Source organism: Lentilactobacillus fungorum (genome assembly GCF_016860605.1).
Lineage (GTDB): Bacteria > Bacillota > Bacilli > Lactobacillales > Lactobacillaceae > Lentilactobacillus > Lentilactobacillus fungorum.
The window spans coordinates 89,798-105,797 of record NZ_BNJR01000012.1 but is presented as its reverse complement, the minus strand read 5'-3'; the positions used below and the strand labels follow the sequence as shown (position 1 = coordinate 105,797).

12 protein-coding genes are annotated in these 16,000 nt (G+C 46.0%); 9 read left to right on the top strand and 3 right to left on the bottom strand.

Annotated features, from left to right (window positions below; all coding sequences use genetic code 11):
- Positions 1-455: 455 nt before the first annotated feature.
- Positions 456-1,889: a glutamate synthase subunit beta gene (locus YK48G_RS06175; RefSeq protein ID WP_203629846.1), complete on the bottom strand. Its 1,434-nt coding sequence runs from the start codon at positions 1,887-1,889 to the stop codon at positions 456-458.
- A 662-nt stretch (positions 1,890-2,551) separates the two neighbouring features.
- The gene (gene gltB, locus YK48G_RS06170) at positions 2,552-7,012 is read right to left on the bottom strand and encodes a glutamate synthase large subunit (RefSeq protein WP_203629845.1); all 4,461 of its coding nucleotides are present in this window, start codon (positions 7,010-7,012) and stop codon (positions 2,552-2,554) included.
- A gap of 312 nt (positions 7,013-7,324) precedes the next feature.
- Between gltB and sufC the strand changes: the two genes are divergently transcribed.
- From sufC to YK48G_RS06125, 9 genes are all read left to right on the top strand, one after another.
- The gene (gene sufC / locus YK48G_RS06165) at positions 7,325-8,143 is read left to right on the top strand and encodes a Fe-S cluster assembly ATPase SufC (protein WP_203629844.1); all 819 of its coding nucleotides are present in this window, start codon (positions 7,325-7,327) and stop codon (positions 8,141-8,143) included.
- A 1-nt stretch (position 8,144) separates the two neighbouring features.
- Entirely contained in the window at positions 8,145-9,437 is a 1,293-nt protein-coding gene (sufD, locus tag YK48G_RS06160; protein ID WP_203629843.1) for a Fe-S cluster assembly protein SufD, read from the top strand.
- Positions 9,418-10,656: a cysteine desulfurase gene (locus tag YK48G_RS06155; protein WP_203629842.1), complete on the top strand. Its 1,239-nt coding sequence runs from the start codon at positions 9,418-9,420 to the stop codon at positions 10,654-10,656. Before sufD ends, YK48G_RS06155 begins: the two co-directional genes overlap by 20 nt.
- A complete protein-coding gene (sufU, locus tag YK48G_RS06150) occupies positions 10,643-11,098 on the top strand; it encodes a Fe-S cluster assembly sulfur transfer protein SufU (protein WP_203629841.1) in 456 nt (151 codons plus the stop codon). Before YK48G_RS06155 ends, sufU begins: the two co-directional genes overlap by 14 nt.
- Complete coding sequence (gene sufB, locus YK48G_RS06145) at positions 11,091-12,494, top strand: Fe-S cluster assembly protein SufB (RefSeq protein WP_203629840.1); 1,404 nt, start codon at positions 11,091-11,093, stop codon at positions 12,492-12,494. The genes sufU and sufB overlap by 8 nt, the downstream gene beginning before the upstream one ends.
- Positions 12,495-12,508: 14 nt before the next feature.
- The gene (locus tag YK48G_RS06140) at positions 12,509-12,832 is read left to right on the top strand and encodes a metal-sulfur cluster assembly factor (protein ID WP_203629839.1); all 324 of its coding nucleotides are present in this window, start codon (positions 12,509-12,511) and stop codon (positions 12,830-12,832) included.
- Positions 12,833-12,848: 16 nt separating this feature from the next.
- Positions 12,849-14,120, top strand: a complete 1,272-nt coding sequence (locus YK48G_RS06135; RefSeq protein ID WP_203630086.1) for an NRAMP family divalent metal transporter — start codon at positions 12,849-12,851, stop codon at positions 14,118-14,120.
- 261 nt (positions 14,121-14,381) lie between these two features.
- The gene (locus YK48G_RS06130) at positions 14,382-14,660 is read left to right on the top strand and encodes a type II toxin-antitoxin system RelB/DinJ family antitoxin (RefSeq protein ID WP_203629838.1); all 279 of its coding nucleotides are present in this window, start codon (positions 14,382-14,384) and stop codon (positions 14,658-14,660) included.
- Complete coding sequence (locus tag YK48G_RS06125) at positions 14,661-14,930, top strand: Txe/YoeB family addiction module toxin (RefSeq protein WP_203629837.1); 270 nt, start codon at positions 14,661-14,663, stop codon at positions 14,928-14,930.
- Between the two features lie 137 nt (positions 14,931-15,067).
- Here YK48G_RS06125 and YK48G_RS06120 read toward each other — a convergent pair whose 3' ends face one another.
- Entirely contained in the window at positions 15,068-15,853 is a 786-nt protein-coding gene (locus YK48G_RS06120) for a YhfC family intramembrane metalloprotease (RefSeq protein WP_203629836.1), read from the bottom strand.
- Positions 15,854-16,000 lie beyond the last annotated feature (147 nt).

Here is a 16,000-nt window from a genome sequence, read left to right as displayed (position 1 = left end):
TCGACTATCGATTCCCACAAGGGCGTCACATATAGACTGCTTTTCCCTCAACGGCTTTTAATAATGCCAAATCTAAAAACCACTCGCCTTTTGAAATGTAACTTTCAAAGAGGACGAGTGGTTTTTCTAAGTTTTCCAATATCTGTTGTTGATAATAGGTTTTATCTATTACTGATGACGGATTTTTTTATTTATCGCTAGAATAAAAAGCGGGCATTCCCAGTCTGTTCATCAAAGTCAACCACGACGAAGATTTTTCAGAAAGAAGGAAATACCCTATGTTGATACTACAAAATTATTAGGCAACATCCTAAAGTAAGAGACACCCCATTGCCGTCGCAATCTTGATATCTCTTACTTTAGGACATTTGACGAATAACTCAACTTTTCGATGAGCTTTTTTATTGACCCCAATGACAACCTCATTTTTGTGGTTTATCTAGTTAGTGATTACCTTAAATGCGTGTATTTGCCAACACTTGAAGAGATTGGTCCACTTTTTCAGCACACATTCGACCTTCGTGGATTCCCCAAATCACTAAGCTAGGGCCTCTTCGACAATCGCCGGCAATAAATACTTGACTATCATTAGTTGTATAATTAGCGTTTTTTTCGGTGATGTCAAACTGATCAAATAACCACTGTTCAGCCCCGGTGAATCCCATGGCTAACAAGACCAGATCGGCTTTGATTAGTTTTTCACTACCGGCAATTGGCTGGTAGTGGTCCACTTTGCTAATTTCGGCAGTCGTGACGTGACCGTTTTTACCAGTAAAGCCGGTTGCAGTTGCCGAGTAGGTTGTAATGTCACCAAACAGCACCCGAGCTTCTTTTTGACCGTAACCGTTTTTTTGCACCATTGGCCATTCGGGCCACTGATTATCAGCCGTGCGGGTTTTAGGTAAAGCCGGATTGATTTCTAATTGTGTAATGCCAGCGCAGCCTTGGCGAATGACGGTGCCGATGCAGTCGTTACCGGTATCGCCGCCGCCGAGAACCAACACGTGTTTGCCCTTGAGTTCAACTGAAGCGGCCGGACCATTTTTGATAACCGATTGAGTTGCCCGCCGCAGATAATCAACGGCAGGATAAATACTGGCTAAATCTCGGCCAACAACGTCTAGATCACGATATTGTCGGGCGCCAGTACAAATAACCACCCGATCGAAGTGCTGCTTGAGTTCTTCGGCAGAAATATCAGTGCCGACTTCGGTATTGGCTACCAGCTCAATGCCAACATCTCGCAGCGTTTGAATGCGTCGTTCTACAATTTCTTTGGGCAGCTTCATGTTGGGGATGCCATACATGAGTAAGCCACCAAATCGATCATCGCGTTCAAAAATTGTGACGGAATGGCCAAGTTGATTGAGCCGCCAGGCCGCGGCGATCCCGGCTGGCCCGCTGCCAATAATGGCGACTGTTTTGCCAGTTCGGTGAAGCGGCTTGCCAGAATCAACTACCCAACCATTTTTGAAGGCTTGTTCAATGATAAATTTTTCATTATTGCGAATTGTAATTCCCGGCCCATTTAGTGCTTGGACACAGGATGCTTCACAGGGTGCGGGACAGACTCGGCCGGTCATGTCCGGTAAACAGTTGGTGCGGCTCAAACGCTCGAAAGCGGCTTGGTCGCGGTCTTGATAGACCAAATCGTTCCATTCAGGAATTAAATTATCGTTGGGGCAGCCACTGACGGCCCGCTTGCCACCATAGAAAACGCCGTGATGGCAAAATGGAATACCGCAGTTCATGCAGCGCTGGGCTTGTTGACGCCGATCGCCGTCGCCTAAGTCTAATTCCATGACGTTAAAGTCTTTGACCCGCTGCATGATTGGCCGCATGGGATTATCTTTTCGGGGGTATTTCATAAAACCTTTTGGATCTGCCATGTTGTTCCTCCTATTCTAACGAAGTGAGCGGAGCAAAGCGTTTAGAAAGCGGAGCCTAAGTCAACTTGGCCGGAAATCCCGGGCTTGGATTTTTGGCCAAGTTGACTTAGGTGCAGCTTTCTGCTTTGCGCAGCTGTCCTAAAAATAAAGTGAGCGGAGCAAAGCGCCTAGAAAGCGGAGTGTAAGTTTACTTGGCCGGAAATCCCGGGTTTGGATTTTTGGACAAGTAGGCTTACACGCAGCTTTCTGCTTTGCGCAGCTGTCCTAAAAATAAAGTGAGCGGAGCAAAGCGTTTAGAAACTGGAGCATAAGGCATCTTGGCCGGAAATCCCGGGCTTGGATTTTTGGCCAAGATGTTTTATGCGGAAGTTTCTGCTTTGCGTAGCTGTCCTAAAATCAGTGAGCGAAGCAAAGCGCTTAGGGATCGGAGCGTAAGGCTCCTCAACCAGAAATCCCCAGGTTTGGGATTTTTGGTTGAGGTGCTTACGCGCAGATCCCTGCTTTGCGTAGCTGTCCTAAGAATAAAGTGAGCGGAGTCAGGTGATTAGAAACCAAACCGTAAGTCGCCTCGGACAAGAATTCCAGTTTTGGAATTTTTCGCCAAGGCGCTTATGTGCAGACTACTGCTTGGCGGTGCCCGACTCTGCTAAATAAGGGTAACTTTATTGCCCCGTTGCCAGATAAAATGCTTTTTCGATCACTTGTTCCTTAGGAATGCCCGATTTGGTGAATTGTTTGATCAAATCGTGCATCTTATGATAATCCCGCGGGTAAACCTTAATGAACGTGTGTTTTTCCTTTTCCCAATTGTCAAGAATTTGCTTGGCAGTCTCTGATTGGGTATAGGTGTAATGCTTGCGAATTAATTGTTTCAAGATTCGATCATCGCCATTTTCACCGACACGATAGAGGTCAACCAAGTCGCGATTACAGTTCTTTTCGAATTCGTGAGTCCAATCGTACACATAGGCGATGCCACCAGACATACCGGCCGCAAAGTTTCTCCCCGTTCGGCCAAGGATGACCGCAACGCCGCCGGTCATGTACTCACAACCATTGTTGCCAATACCTTCAACGACAACATTGGCGCCCGAGTTTCTAACACAGAATCGCTCGCCGGCTCGGCCATTGAAGTAAGCCTCGCCACCGGTTGCCCCAAAGCAGGCAACGTTGCCGATAATTGGCGAGTGGGTGTACAAATTCCTAGCTTGTTTAGGTGCGGCGACAATCAAGCGGCCGCCGGAAAGGCCTTTACCAACATAATCATTTGCTTCGCCGGTTAACTTGACTTCCATTCCTTGAGTGATGAAGGCCCCAAAGCTTTGGCCAGCCGTCCCTTGATAGTGGAATTTAAGCAAGCCGGGTTTTAAGCCATTGTTGCCGAAATGAGCGCCAATCCAGCCACCCATTCGAGTTCCCACTGCGCGCATGGTATTATTAATTGGGAGATTGACGGTTGTTGAAGTACCATTTTTAAGACTGGCCTTAGCAAACTGATCCAAATCTGGCCAATTGTACTTTGGCTTGAAGGGGTCTTTTACCTTGCGCGCGATTGGGATGGTTTTTTGAATGATGCGATCGTAATTGAGCGTCTTAGCCTTGCCAGCTGGTACATAGCGTGGTTGTAAATGTTCACCGTGACCGACCATTTGATCGACAGTTCGATAACCTAATTGTGCCATTTGTTCTCTGAGGTCTTCAGCCAAGAAGCGCATCATGTTCATAATGTATTCAGGCTTGCCAGCATATAACTTTCTTAAGTCTGGGTTTTGAGTCGTGATCCCAACTGGGCAGGTATTTAAATTACACTTCCGCATCATGATACAGCCGATAGCAACCATGGTTAGGGTGGCAAAGCTAAATTCCTCGGCACCCAACATGATTGCAATGGCGATATCTCGGCCGGTAAGTAACTTACCATCAACTTCTAGGGTTGTCCGTTGACGTAGGTGGTTAAGTGCTAACGTTTGGTGCGCGTCGGCCAAGCCCATTTCCCAAGGCAGCCCACAGTCGCGGGTTGAGTTTCTGGGAGCCGCACCAGTGCCACCGTCGTAACCAGAAACAACAACGGTATTGGCGCCGGCTTTAACCACGCCAGCCGCAATCGTGCCAACCCCGGTTGATGAAACCAGTTTGACGTTGATGATGGCATAAGGATTAACCTGCTTTAAGTCATAAATAAGCTGCTTTAAATCTTCAATGGAGTAAATATCGTGATGGGGCGGCGGTGAAATCAGTTGGACGCCAGCAATTGAACCGCGGATATTTGCGACCCACGGGTAGGCTTTGCCAGCTGGCAATTGACCGCCTTCACCAGGCTTGGCGCCTTGGGCCATCTTAATTTGAATCTCTTCGGCACTCATCAAGTATTCGGTGTTGACACCAAAGCGGGCGGTGGATACCTGCTTAATCTTACTGTTGCGATCCACGCCGTCTTTGCCAACGTGGAAACGTCGCCAGTCTTCGCCACCCTCGCCGGTGTTGCTGCGAGCACCCAGTTTATTCATCGCAATTGCAATGGTTTCATGGGCCTCTTGAGAAAGTGCGCCGAAACTCATAGCGCCAGCCTTGAATCGCTTAACAATGGAACTCACTGGTTCAACTTCACTTAAAGGAACTGGTTGATTACCAGCTTGGTGAACCTGCCACATGGACCGCAGAGTTGTTGGATTAGCTTGAGCTTCTTGGTTCATTTGAGCGGCATACTTTTGATATTCTTGATAATCCCCTGAACGGACGGCCTTTTGGAATTGATAAATCGATTTTGGATTATAAAGATGGTATTCACCGTCGACTTTGTATTGGAAGCTGCCACCGGATGGTAAATCATCGATTGATCGACTGCCATAAGCCAACTGATATTTTTGATAATATTCATTTTCAATCTGATCCAACTGAATACCACCGATCCGAGTTGGCGTGCCGGTGAAATACTGATTAACAACGCTGTCAGCTAGACCAACAGCTTCAAATAATTGAGCGCCTTGATAACCAGCAACCGTAGAAATCCCCATTCGACTCATGATCTTGATGATGCCTTTAGTTGAAGCTCGGCAATAGCTTGGAATTTGGCGATCCAAGCCGCGTTCTGTTAGGGTGGCAAATGCACCGTAAGGGTGAATGGCCATTGCCCCATAGCCGACCAAGCAGGCAAAGTGGTGGATTTCGCAGGCTTCGGCGGTATCGACGACGATTGAAGCTGCCGTGCCTTTACCTTGGCGAACCAAATAATTATTAAGGCCGGCGACCGCCAGCAAAACAGGAATCGTCATTTGATGTTCATGAACTGGCCGATCAGATAAAATCAGGATGGTTGCGCCATTATCGATGGCATTTTCTGCTTGCTTAAACAGACGTTCCAACACGTGGGCCAATCGATTCGGTGTGGCAGTTAAGTCGTAAGCTAATGAAAGTTTGGCGACTTTGAAGGCCGGCAAATCCAGGTTGGAAATCTTGGCATAGGCTTGATCATCCAAAATCGGACTGTCAATTCGCAATTTTTGACAATTTCCTGCCGCGTCTTGGGTGACATCTCCGTCTCGACCCAAGAAAAGCGTGGTGCTAATCACAATCTTTTCTCGCAGAGGGTCAATCGGTGGATTAGTCACTTGAGCAAACGATTGTTTGAAATAGGTAAATAAAGACTCCGGCTTTTTACTGAGAACCGCTAAAGGTGAATCAAAGCCCATGGCAACAACCGGTTCACCGCCATTTTTGGCCATGGGAATCAAGGCCGTTTCGATGACTTCGTGAGTGTAGCCGTTTCGTCGCCAAAGTTTTTGAAGGGCATCGCCAGTAACTTTCGGCTCGGATTTGACTTCCGGCAACTTATCTAACGTAAGCCGGTTGGCGGTTAACCATTGTTCATATGGATGGGCCTCTGAAAATTGGTGCTTGAGTTCGTCAGACTTGTAAATTTTGCCTTTATCAGTATCGACTAGCAGCATTTGTGCCGGCGACAGAATCCCTTTGTCAACGATGTCTTCTGGGGCAACGTCAACCACGCCTGATTCTGAAGCAACGATTAATTCGTTGTCCTTTGTCAAGGTGTAGCGGGAAGGCCGTAAGCCATTTCGATCCAGAAAAGCACCAACTTGGATACCGTCAGTAAAACAAAGCGCGGCCGGACCGTCCCATGGGGCAGTGAACGTCGCGTTATACTCATCAAAAGCGCGCTGCTTAGTGGGAAGATCGGCCCCCTTGCCCCAAGCTTCTGGCACCATCATCATCAGCGATTGAGGAATGGTGCGTCCATGGCGGTAAAGATACTCCATACAGTTTTCCAGTTTGGCTGAATCAGAATCATCCTCATCGTAAATTTCAATGTCGTGGCTGGTCATCCAATTTTCGGCGCCCTTTAAAGTATTGATTTCACCATTGTGGGCTAAAAAGCGAAATGGTTGGGCACGGTCCCAACTGGGAAATGTGTTGGTGGAAAATCGGGAGTGAATCAGGCAAATAGCACTTTTCATTTCGGGGTGATGTAGGTCCGAATAAAACCGGCTCACTTGATAAGCGTGCAACATTCCCTTATAGACGAGGGTACGACTGGAAAGCGAACAGATATACATCGATTGCCGATCAAACGTTTTTTCCAGTTGCCGGCGTAACACGTACAGGCGGTCTTCAAAATCGCGGCCAGGCTTAACCTCAAAGCTTCTTTTAATAATGACTTGAGCAAAACCAGGCATTGATTTTTGAGCTGCTGGGCCGCAGCTTTCATAAACAAATGGAACGGAACGGGTCCACAAAACGGTGAAACCGGCGACTTCTATTTTCTGGATAACGGCCTTTAACATTGCATCACGTTCTTGTTCATTATGTGGTAGAAATAATTGGGCAACCGCATAATCGCCCTTCTTAGGAAGTGTCAGCTCAACTTTGGCCATCTCACTGCGAAAGAAGGCGTCGGGCATGGCCATTAAAATGCCAGCCCCATCACCAGTATCCGGCTCGGCACCGGTACCGCCACGGTGATTCATTCGCTGCAGCATGGTTAAAGCTTTTTCAACCAGTTGATGGCTGGCCTTGCCGTCAACTTGGGTGATAAAGCCCATGCCACAGGCAGCATGTTCAAACTTATCGGAATACATTAACTTTCCTGAAGATGTTAATTGGCTCATTTCGTCACCTACTTAGTAATTTGAGTTGTCATTTAGCAGATATGCTTCTAATAATATTCTAATTTTATGATAAAACAATCTTTTTTTAGAAATTTATACTTAATTACTTTAAGCTGAAGTGACGGTCAAAACGTGCGAGATATTGATGGATGGCTAAGAAAGCGCTATTTTATTTAAATGAATAAAAAATCGCACATTGCGCAAATGGCAATAGGAGTTTATGATAAAAGCTAATTTTATTCTTAACGGAATTCTCATAATCTGGCTTTCATGGAATTGTAAGGTATTGAAACCTGAAAGGAGGTTGCCATAATGACAACTTTGAAAGTAAGTGATCTACATGTCAGCGTTGCTGATGAAGAGACAAAGGCAACTAAAGAAATTCTAAAGGGCGTTAATTTAACGATGAATACTGGCGAAACCCACGCAATTATGGGACCTAATGGAACCGGTAAATCAACTTTATCAGAAACGATCATGGGAAACCCTAAGTACATTGTGACAAAGGGCGATATCACTTTGGATGGGGAAAGTCTTTTAGATAAGACGGTTGATGAACGCGCCCGGGCTGGGTTATTTTTAGCCATGCAATATCCGGCTGAGATCAAGGGCATTACGAACTCGGAATTTATGCGGGCTGCCGTTAACGCCACCCGACCGGCAGATAAGCCAATTCCAATTCGAACATTTTTAAAGCAGCTTGATCATAACCTGGATGTTTTGAACATGTCAGCCGATATGGCCGAACGTTACTTAAATGAAGGGTTTTCTGGTGGCGAGAAAAAGCGAAACGAAATTTTACAGCTGATGACCATTAAACCAACCTTTGCAATTTTAGATGAAATTGATTCTGGGTTGGATATTGATGCCTTGCAGGTCGTTTCAAAAGGTGTCAATGAAATGATGAGTCCCGATTTTGGTGTGTTGATGATTACCCACTACCAACGCCTGCTAAACTACATTCATCCAGATCAGGTTCACGTAATGATGGGTGGCCGGATTGTCAAAACCGGCGATGATTCGTTAGCCAAGGAACTCGAAAGGACTGGGTATGCTGGCTTGCGGGCAGAACTTAACCTAGATGTTGACTTAGTTGACGAAGATGTTCCGGCAGGAAACGGGGGTCGATAAGATGCCAAAAGCTGCTGTATTAAAAAAAGATCCCGCGCTGCTTGAAAGTTCAAAGTTTGCTAGTGAACCACAATGGTTAACTGACTTGCGGCAGCGGGCCTGGTCAAAAATTGATGACTTGGAAATGCCAATCTTTGCCAAAATTAATTATCACAGTTGGCCTTTATTAAATTTAACGGCTGATCCAGGTATCAATATGTCGATCCCCCAAACGGTGGTTAACGAATCAGCCGCGTACCAATTTGCCAGTGTGGGGCAGATCGTTGCCAAGGCCAAATTAAGTGAAAAATTAATTAAGCAAGGTGTTATTCTCTGTGATTTGGCGACGGCGATTAAAGAACATGGTGATCTCGTCAAGCAGTTCTTATTTTCAAAAGCAATTCATTTTGATGAGGACCGCTTAACTGCAGCCAACGCGGCGTTGGTCAACGGTGGCGCCTTTTTATATGTTCCAGACGACGTTGAAATTGATGAACCAATCAACCTCTTGCAGTTTCAAGACAGCCGCCAGACAACCAATTTTGTCAACCATACATTAATCGTGGCCGGTGAAAATAGCCGGTTTAAAGTCCTTCAGCGGCTGGCAACCGTTGGGGAAACTGAAAATCCTGCTCACGTCATGGTTGAAATCGTGGCGGCGGCTGGCAGTTATGTAAAGTTTTCCGCATTGGATTCATTAGCAGCCCAAACGCATTCATATATTAACCGCCGGGGCTACTTGGACAGAGACGCGCGAATTGATTGGACCGTCGGCTTGTTCAATGACGGCAATACGGTTGCTGACTTTGATTCTGATTTAGTGGGGGTTGGCTCGCATACGGAAATGCAAACGGTGGCCATTTCAACTGATCGCCAGACTCAAGGAATTGATACCCAAGTGACCAATTATGGTGCCCATTCAGAAGGAAATATTTTACAACGCGGCATCCTACTCGGGGCGTCGGCATTAGTTTTCAACGGCATTGGCAAAATTATTAAAGGCGCCCACGGTTCTAAAGCCCAACAAGAAAACCGGGTGCTGATGCTCTCACCCAAAGCCAGAGGCGATGCCGACCCAATTTTATTAATTGATGAAAATGACGTTATTGCCGGCCACGCTGCCAGTGTTGGACGCATTAATCAAGACCAGCTTTACTATCTGATGAGTCGGGGGCTGACCAAAGAAGTTGCTCAGCGCTTAGTAGCCCGTGGGTTCTTGGGCGTGGTGCTTTCAGATATTCCGATGGCTGAAGTTCGTGAGCAGATGATCGCAATGATTGAAAGGAAGCTTGTCAATGGACAAAGGACTGAATGAATCAAGAAAGGATTTTCCAATCTTGGATCAACAAGTAAATGGCGAACCCTTGGTCTATTTGGATAACGCGGCGACAACTCAAAAGCCTAACCAAGTGTTAACGGCGATTTTGAACTATTACCAAGCAGATAATGCCAATGTTCATCGGGGGGTTCATACCTTAGCTGAGCGGGCAACTGATCGTTACGAAGCTGCCAGGGATAAAGTTGCGGCGTTCATCAACGCGGCAAGCCGCAAATCGATTGTCTACACGAGGTCGACGACTGAAGCACTTAACTGGGTCGCAGCGAGTTTTGGTAACTTAGTAGTCAATGAAGGCGACGAGATTGTGATTTCTCAGCTCGAACATCATAGCAATATTGTCCCTTGGCAGCAGGTTGCCCAAAAGCGGCACGCAACGCTCAAGTACATTGACTTAACCAAAGACGGTGAACTGGACATGGCGAGTGCCAAACGCCAGATTACTGACAAAACCAAGATTGTATCGATCGCCCATGCGGCTAACGTGATGGGAGTCGTCAACCCAATCAAGGAATTGGCCGCAATTGCTCACCAGCACGGGGCCTATATGATTGCCGACGGCGCTCAGGCGGTTCCACATATGAAGGTCGATGTTCAAGATTTAGATGTTGACTTCTACGCTTTTTCGGGTCATAAAATGTTAGCCCCCACCGGCATTGGGGTACTCTATGGCAAACAAGATCTATTGGAAATGATGCCGCCAGCTCAATTTGGCGGGGAAATGATTGACTTTGTTCACCATCAGGACGCTTCTTGGACACAATTGCCTTGGAAGTTTGAGGCTGGAACCCCTAACATCAGTGGCGCAATTGGTCTAGCTAGTGCGATTGATTACTTAAACCAGCTTGGAATGGCAAACGTTCAGGCTTATGAACGCGAAATTGTTGCCTATACGTTACCAAAGTTATTGTCAATTGATGGCTTAACGCTATATGGGCCGTCCGATCCTAATAAGCATACCGGTGTCATGGCATTTAACTTAGCTGGCCTGCATCCCCACGACGTTGCGACCGGCTTGGATATGGAAGGCGTCGCTGTGCGGGCGGGTCACCATTGCGCCCAGCCCTTAATGGATTATTTAAACGTCACCGCTACGGCTCGAGCCAGTTTTTATTTTTACAATACCTTTGCCGAAGCAGACAAATTAGTGGAAGCAATTACAGCAGTAAAGGAGTTCTTCGCCGATGGGATTAGCTAAGTTAAATCAACTCTATCGAGAAGTGATCTTAGACCACGCCCAGCATCCTCGCAATCGGGGCGAGTTAACCAATGCAAGCGGCGTCGTCGAATTGAGAAACCCAACTTGTGGTGACGTGATCAACGTCGCCGCCCAGCTTAAGGATGGCAAGATTGCGGCCTTAAAATTTACTGGCAGCGGCTGTACAATTTCTCAGGCTTCGGCGAGTTTAATGACCACTGTGTTAGTTAACCAACCAGTTCAACGGGCTCGCGAACTGATTATGGCGTTTTCGCACCTGATTTCTGGTGAAACGATTAGTGACCAAGACGATGACGATTTAGGGGATGCCGCGCTGGTTGGGTCAGTGGCAGAGTTTCCTGCCCGAATTAAATGTGCAGCGCTGGCTTGGCACGCGCTGGATGAACTGTTAGACCAAAAAGGAGATGACCATCATGACTGATGTATCAGAAATTGTAAAAGAGTCGGATTATGAATATGGCTTCCATGATGACGTTAAGCCTGTCTATACAACCGGTAAAGGCTTAACAGAAGCCATTGTCCGCCAAATTTCAGCCGAAAAGCATGAACCAAAGTGGATGCTGGATTATCGTTTGGCTGCCTACCACGCTTATTTGAAGATGCCACAGCCGTCATTTGGCCCAGATCTTACGAAGCTTGACCTAGATAATATGAAGTTTTACCAAAAGGCAACCGATAAAAAATACCGGGATTGGGATGATGTGCCGGCAAAAATTAAAACGACCTTTGACCGGTTAGGCGTCCCAGAAGCCGAACGTAAGTATTTAGCTGGTTCATCGGCTCAATATGAGTCTGAAGTGGTGTATCACAACATGGTCAAACAGTTTGAGAAGTTAGGCATTATTTTTACCGATACGGATACGGCCTTACAGAAATACCCGAAATTATTCAAAAAGTGGTTTGGCAAGTTAGTTAAACCCACAAACAATAAGTATGCGGCGTTAAATTCTGCGGTGTGGTCCGGCGGGACGTTTATCTATGTTCCAAAAGGTGTGACTTTGACAACGCCAATCCAGGCTTATTTCCGGTTGAACGCTGAAAATTCCGGTCAGTTTGAGCGCACCCTCATTATTGTTGACGAAGGCGCTCATGTTGAATATGTCGAGGGCTGCACGGCGCCAACTTATAAGAGCGACAGCCTGCATGCAGCCGTGGTTGAAGTTAATGTCTTGCCCCACGCCTATTGTCGTTATACAACCATTCAAAACTGGTCGAATAACGTTTATAGCTTGGAAACCAAGCGGGCCCAAGCACTGGAAGGCGCCATTATGGAGTGGGTTGACGGCAACCTAGGTTCCAAAGTGACCATGAAATACCCTTCAGTTTATTTGAACGGTGAAGGCGCCCGGGGCACCATGCTATCAATCGCAGTGGCCGGCAAAAACATTGATTCGGATACCGGCGCCCAGATGATTCATAACGCCCCGAATACCTCATCTTCAGTGGTGTCCAAGTCAATTGCCAAGGATGGCGGTGCGGTGGACTACCGTGGCAAAATCAAGTTTGGCCGCCATTCTGATGGCTCATTTGCCCACGTGGAATGTGACACAATTATCATGGATGACAAGTCTTCCAGTGACACGATTCCTTACAACGAAATATTGAATAATAACGTGTCCATGGAACATGAAGCCAAAGTATCCAAGATTTCTGAAGAACAGCTCTATTATTTGATGAGTCGGGGAATTTCGGAAGCTAAGGCCACTGAGATGATTATCATGAGCTTCGTAGAACCATTTACCAAGGAGCTGCCAATGGAATACGCGGTGGAATTGAATCGGCTGATTAGTTTTGAAATGGAAGGCTCAATCGGCTAACGGAGGTGTTGAAAATGAGTCAAACCGATGAAAAACGATCATTTAAAGATCAAGCGATGGCCGTTTTAGAAAACGTGATTGATCCGGAACTGGCCGTCGATATTGTGAATTTGGGATTGATTTATGGGATTGATTTAGATGATCAGGGACTTTGTACCGTCACAATGACCTTGACGATTGCCGGCTGCCCGTTAACGGATTACCTCAACGAAGCAATCGCCGAAGAGTTAATGGCCTTCGATGAAGTCAACGAGGTCAAAATTAATTTGGTGTGGGAGCCGGCTTGGTCGATTGACAAGATGTCTCGAGAGGCCAAACTAGAACTTGGTATTCATTAAAGATTGGCGTGATTCCATGAAAGAAGCAACGACTGTTACAAATGCAAGGATTCATTCAGACCTAAAAGAGAAAGTTGGCAGTTGGTTAAAGGTGTGGGGGCCAGGGCTGATTGTGATGTTGGCCGATACGGATGCGGGCTGTTTAATCACGGCGGCTCAATCCGGAGCTCAGTGGGGATACGCAATGGTGCTGCCGCAACTACTATTAATTCCCATTTTGTATATGGCCCAGGAAATGACCGTTCGATTAGGAATTGTGACCGGCAAGGGCCATGGGGCGTTGATCCGGGAAAACTTTGGTAAGGGCTGGGCCTGGCTATCTGCCGGTACGTTGGCCGTTTCGGCGGTTGGCGCCTTGTTAACGGAATTCGTTGGGATTGCCGGGGTTGGCGAGTTGTTTGGCATCTCCAAATGGTTAACGATTCCGGTGGCAACGGTGTTGCTGATTGCTGTGGCGTTTACTGGCAGTTATCGGCGAACCGAAAAGATCGGCGTGATTGTTGGCCTCGCCGAATTAGCCTTTATTGGCGCCATTTTTTTCATTCATCCTCGCATTGGCGAAATGGCGCAAGGCCTGGTGACAATTCCCTGGCAGCATGCTTCATACATATATTTAGTCGCCGCAAATGTTGGCGCGGTCATCATGCCTTGGATGATCTTTTACCAGCAAAGTGCCGTCGTTGATAAACAATTGAATAAGGCGGCTATTAAAAAAGCAAAACACGATACATTAATTGGCACCTTTCTAACGCAAGGCATTATGATTTTGTTTGTCGTCGTTTTTGCCGCCACAATTGGCCGAACCGGCTCGCACCGGGCATTGGGTTCAGTTGGTGATTTGGCATCAGCACTGGGGCCATTCATTGGCAGCGCGCCAGCAAAGATCCTGATTGGCGTAAGCATCATGGGCGGTGCCCTAGTGGCGGCTTTAGTCGTTGCCTTGGCTGGGACTTGGGGCATTACCGAAGTGCTGGGCTGGGGCCATAATTTAAATGAAAAATTGAGTAAGAAGAGTGCCGGCTTTTATACGATTTATATTTTGGCTCACGTTATCGGTGCGGTGTTAGTACTGGCGAACGTCGAAATGGTTCAAATGGCGGTCTTCGTCCAAGTCTTAAATGCAGTGATGTTACCGATTGTGCTGGGATTGTTACTGATGCTGGAAGCCAAAGCCTTACCGAAACGATACCGGATGCATGGTTGGTATAAGTACACGGTTACCGGTCTGTGCTTAATTGTCATGGCGTTTGGTTTGTATATGGTGGGGCCGATGACTGGCATTTGGTAGAAGAGTAGTATGCGGAGCCGGGCGATTAATAATCGGAGCATAAGTCTCCTTTAGCTGAAATCCCTGGTCCTGGGAATTTGGCTAAGGGTACTTATGCTCCGATTATTAACCGGCGCAGCATCATTCGGATCGGCTGCCCCAAAAAATTGAAAGATAACAAAGTGAAAATTGCTTTGACCATGGTAACTGTGGACATCCATCGAAGCACAATACACATCTACCGTATACATATTGTGCTACAATGGTGAAGAGGTGAGGATGATGCCAGATACTAAAAAAGAAAAGACGTCAATTTCGGTTAAAACTAATTTGGCAGATAAACAACAAGCTGCCGAGATTTTTGATTCTTTGGGGCTTAATCTTTCAACCGCTATCAACATCTTCATTAAGAAAAGTATTGCTGAAGGCGGTTTACCCTTTGACGTTAGGGATCCGTTTTATAGTGAAGCAAATCAAGCTGAACTTAATCGTCGGTTTAAAAAAGTTAGCGAAGATAAAGACGTCCATGAGCATCAGCTTTTGGATGATGGTGACGAATAAATGGCAGTTGAATTTTTAGATGATGCTTGGGATGAATATGTCGAATGGCAAAGCGAAGATCGTAAAACCTTAAAACGGATTGATCAACTCATTAAGTCAATTAAGCGAGATGGTCTTAACAACGGCTTAGGAAAACCTGAAAGGCTCAAACATCAAGATGGTTGGTCACGAAGAATTAATGATAAAGATCACTTAGTATATACTATGCGGAATGATATTTTAACGATTGTTGCCTGCAAAAGTCATTATATTATAAGGTTAGTAGTATAAGGTTAGTAGCAAAATTCACAGCTACTAGCCTTTTTACGGTTATTTTATTTATGTAGAATTGAGGGTGAAATTAAAGTAACCTCCTAATAGTTTTTTCAATTAAACACCTCCAATTAATCTTATTTGGAAAGTAAGCGTTAATCGATAGTTAGATGAATGCCTAACTTGTTGACATACCAAGCAACGAACGCACCCAACAACAGTGTCAAAAGAATCGTTAATGAGAGCGTCATTGTCATTCCAGAAAGCAAATGTGCCTGATACATGGCTGATGGCACGTCAACGATTGCGTGCAAACCAATTGCCAGTGGGTAAAGCCAGCGCCTGGCAGTCCGATTGACTGCAAGCCAGACTAGGATTGAAAGTGACAATTGAATCCCAAATGCAAATAAGCGCTCAATAATGGTTTCAGAAATCAGCCAGCCGGCGTTTGTTGTCAGTGATTGGGTTAAGCTGCTAGCGACGGTTGTAAGTATTTTTTGATTATGAGCATTAATGCCAGTGCTGATGATGAGATAACTTACCAGACTCATTGCGCCAATTAAAATCATTTCAATGCCGCCGTGACCGATTCCATATGAAATCGCAGTTTGCAAACCGGAAACTTTCTTTTTTAAATAGAGAAATCCCACCAAGCGCCCAGTTTCTTCAAAGATTCCGGCAGCTAGGATTCCATAGATAACGAATAACCACGGATGGTTATTGGCTAAAGCAATGGTGCCATTTGGCTGGGGCCGCAAAATAATGACATTGATAATCTTTTCAAGCACTTGACTGAATACAAAAAAGATTAAGACACCAATCCACATCGGCAGCGCTTTTAAGTGCCAGCGGTTTCGAAAAATCAAGAAGAACGCAATTGGGATGAGAACTAACCCAATAGCAGCAATTGCCATATACCAAATATCAAAAGAAGGGACCATTAGACTTTACCTCACTTTATTTAGAATCATTCATTGAGCCGGATAAATTGAAGCTGGACATCTGTAACCTATTCCAACTATGATTATCCTAAAATAAAATTGAAGCAATAACTAGCAATGAGGAATTGCATTACACCCAAATCAACC

Coding starts and splice junctions, on each gene's coding strand:
- YK48G_RS06120 (WP_203629836.1), bottom strand. CDS start 15,853: ATGGTCCCTTCTTTTGATATTTGGTATATGGCAATTGCTGCTATTGGG.
- gltB (WP_203629845.1), bottom strand. CDS start 7,012: ATGAGCCAATTAACATCTTCAGGAAAGTTAATGTATTCCGATAAGTTT.
- YK48G_RS06140 (WP_203629839.1), top strand. CDS start 12,509: ATGAGTCAAACCGATGAAAAACGATCATTTAAAGATCAAGCGATGGCC.
- YK48G_RS06175 (WP_203629846.1), bottom strand. CDS start 1,889: ATGGCAGATCCAAAAGGTTTTATGAAATACCCCCGAAAAGATAATCCC.
- sufC (WP_203629844.1), top strand. CDS start 7,325: ATGACAACTTTGAAAGTAAGTGATCTACATGTCAGCGTTGCTGATGAA.
- sufU (WP_203629841.1), top strand. CDS start 10,643: ATGGGATTAGCTAAGTTAAATCAACTCTATCGAGAAGTGATCTTAGAC.
- sufD (WP_203629843.1), top strand. CDS start 8,145: ATGCCAAAAGCTGCTGTATTAAAAAAAGATCCCGCGCTGCTTGAAAGT.
- YK48G_RS06135 (WP_203630086.1), top strand. CDS start 12,849: ATGAAAGAAGCAACGACTGTTACAAATGCAAGGATTCATTCAGACCTA.
- YK48G_RS06130 (WP_203629838.1), top strand. CDS start 14,382: ATGCCAGATACTAAAAAAGAAAAGACGTCAATTTCGGTTAAAACTAAT.
- YK48G_RS06125 (WP_203629837.1), top strand. CDS start 14,661: ATGGCAGTTGAATTTTTAGATGATGCTTGGGATGAATATGTCGAATGG.
- sufB (WP_203629840.1), top strand. CDS start 11,091: ATGACTGATGTATCAGAAATTGTAAAAGAGTCGGATTATGAATATGGC.
- YK48G_RS06155 (WP_203629842.1), top strand. CDS start 9,418: ATGGACAAAGGACTGAATGAATCAAGAAAGGATTTTCCAATCTTGGAT.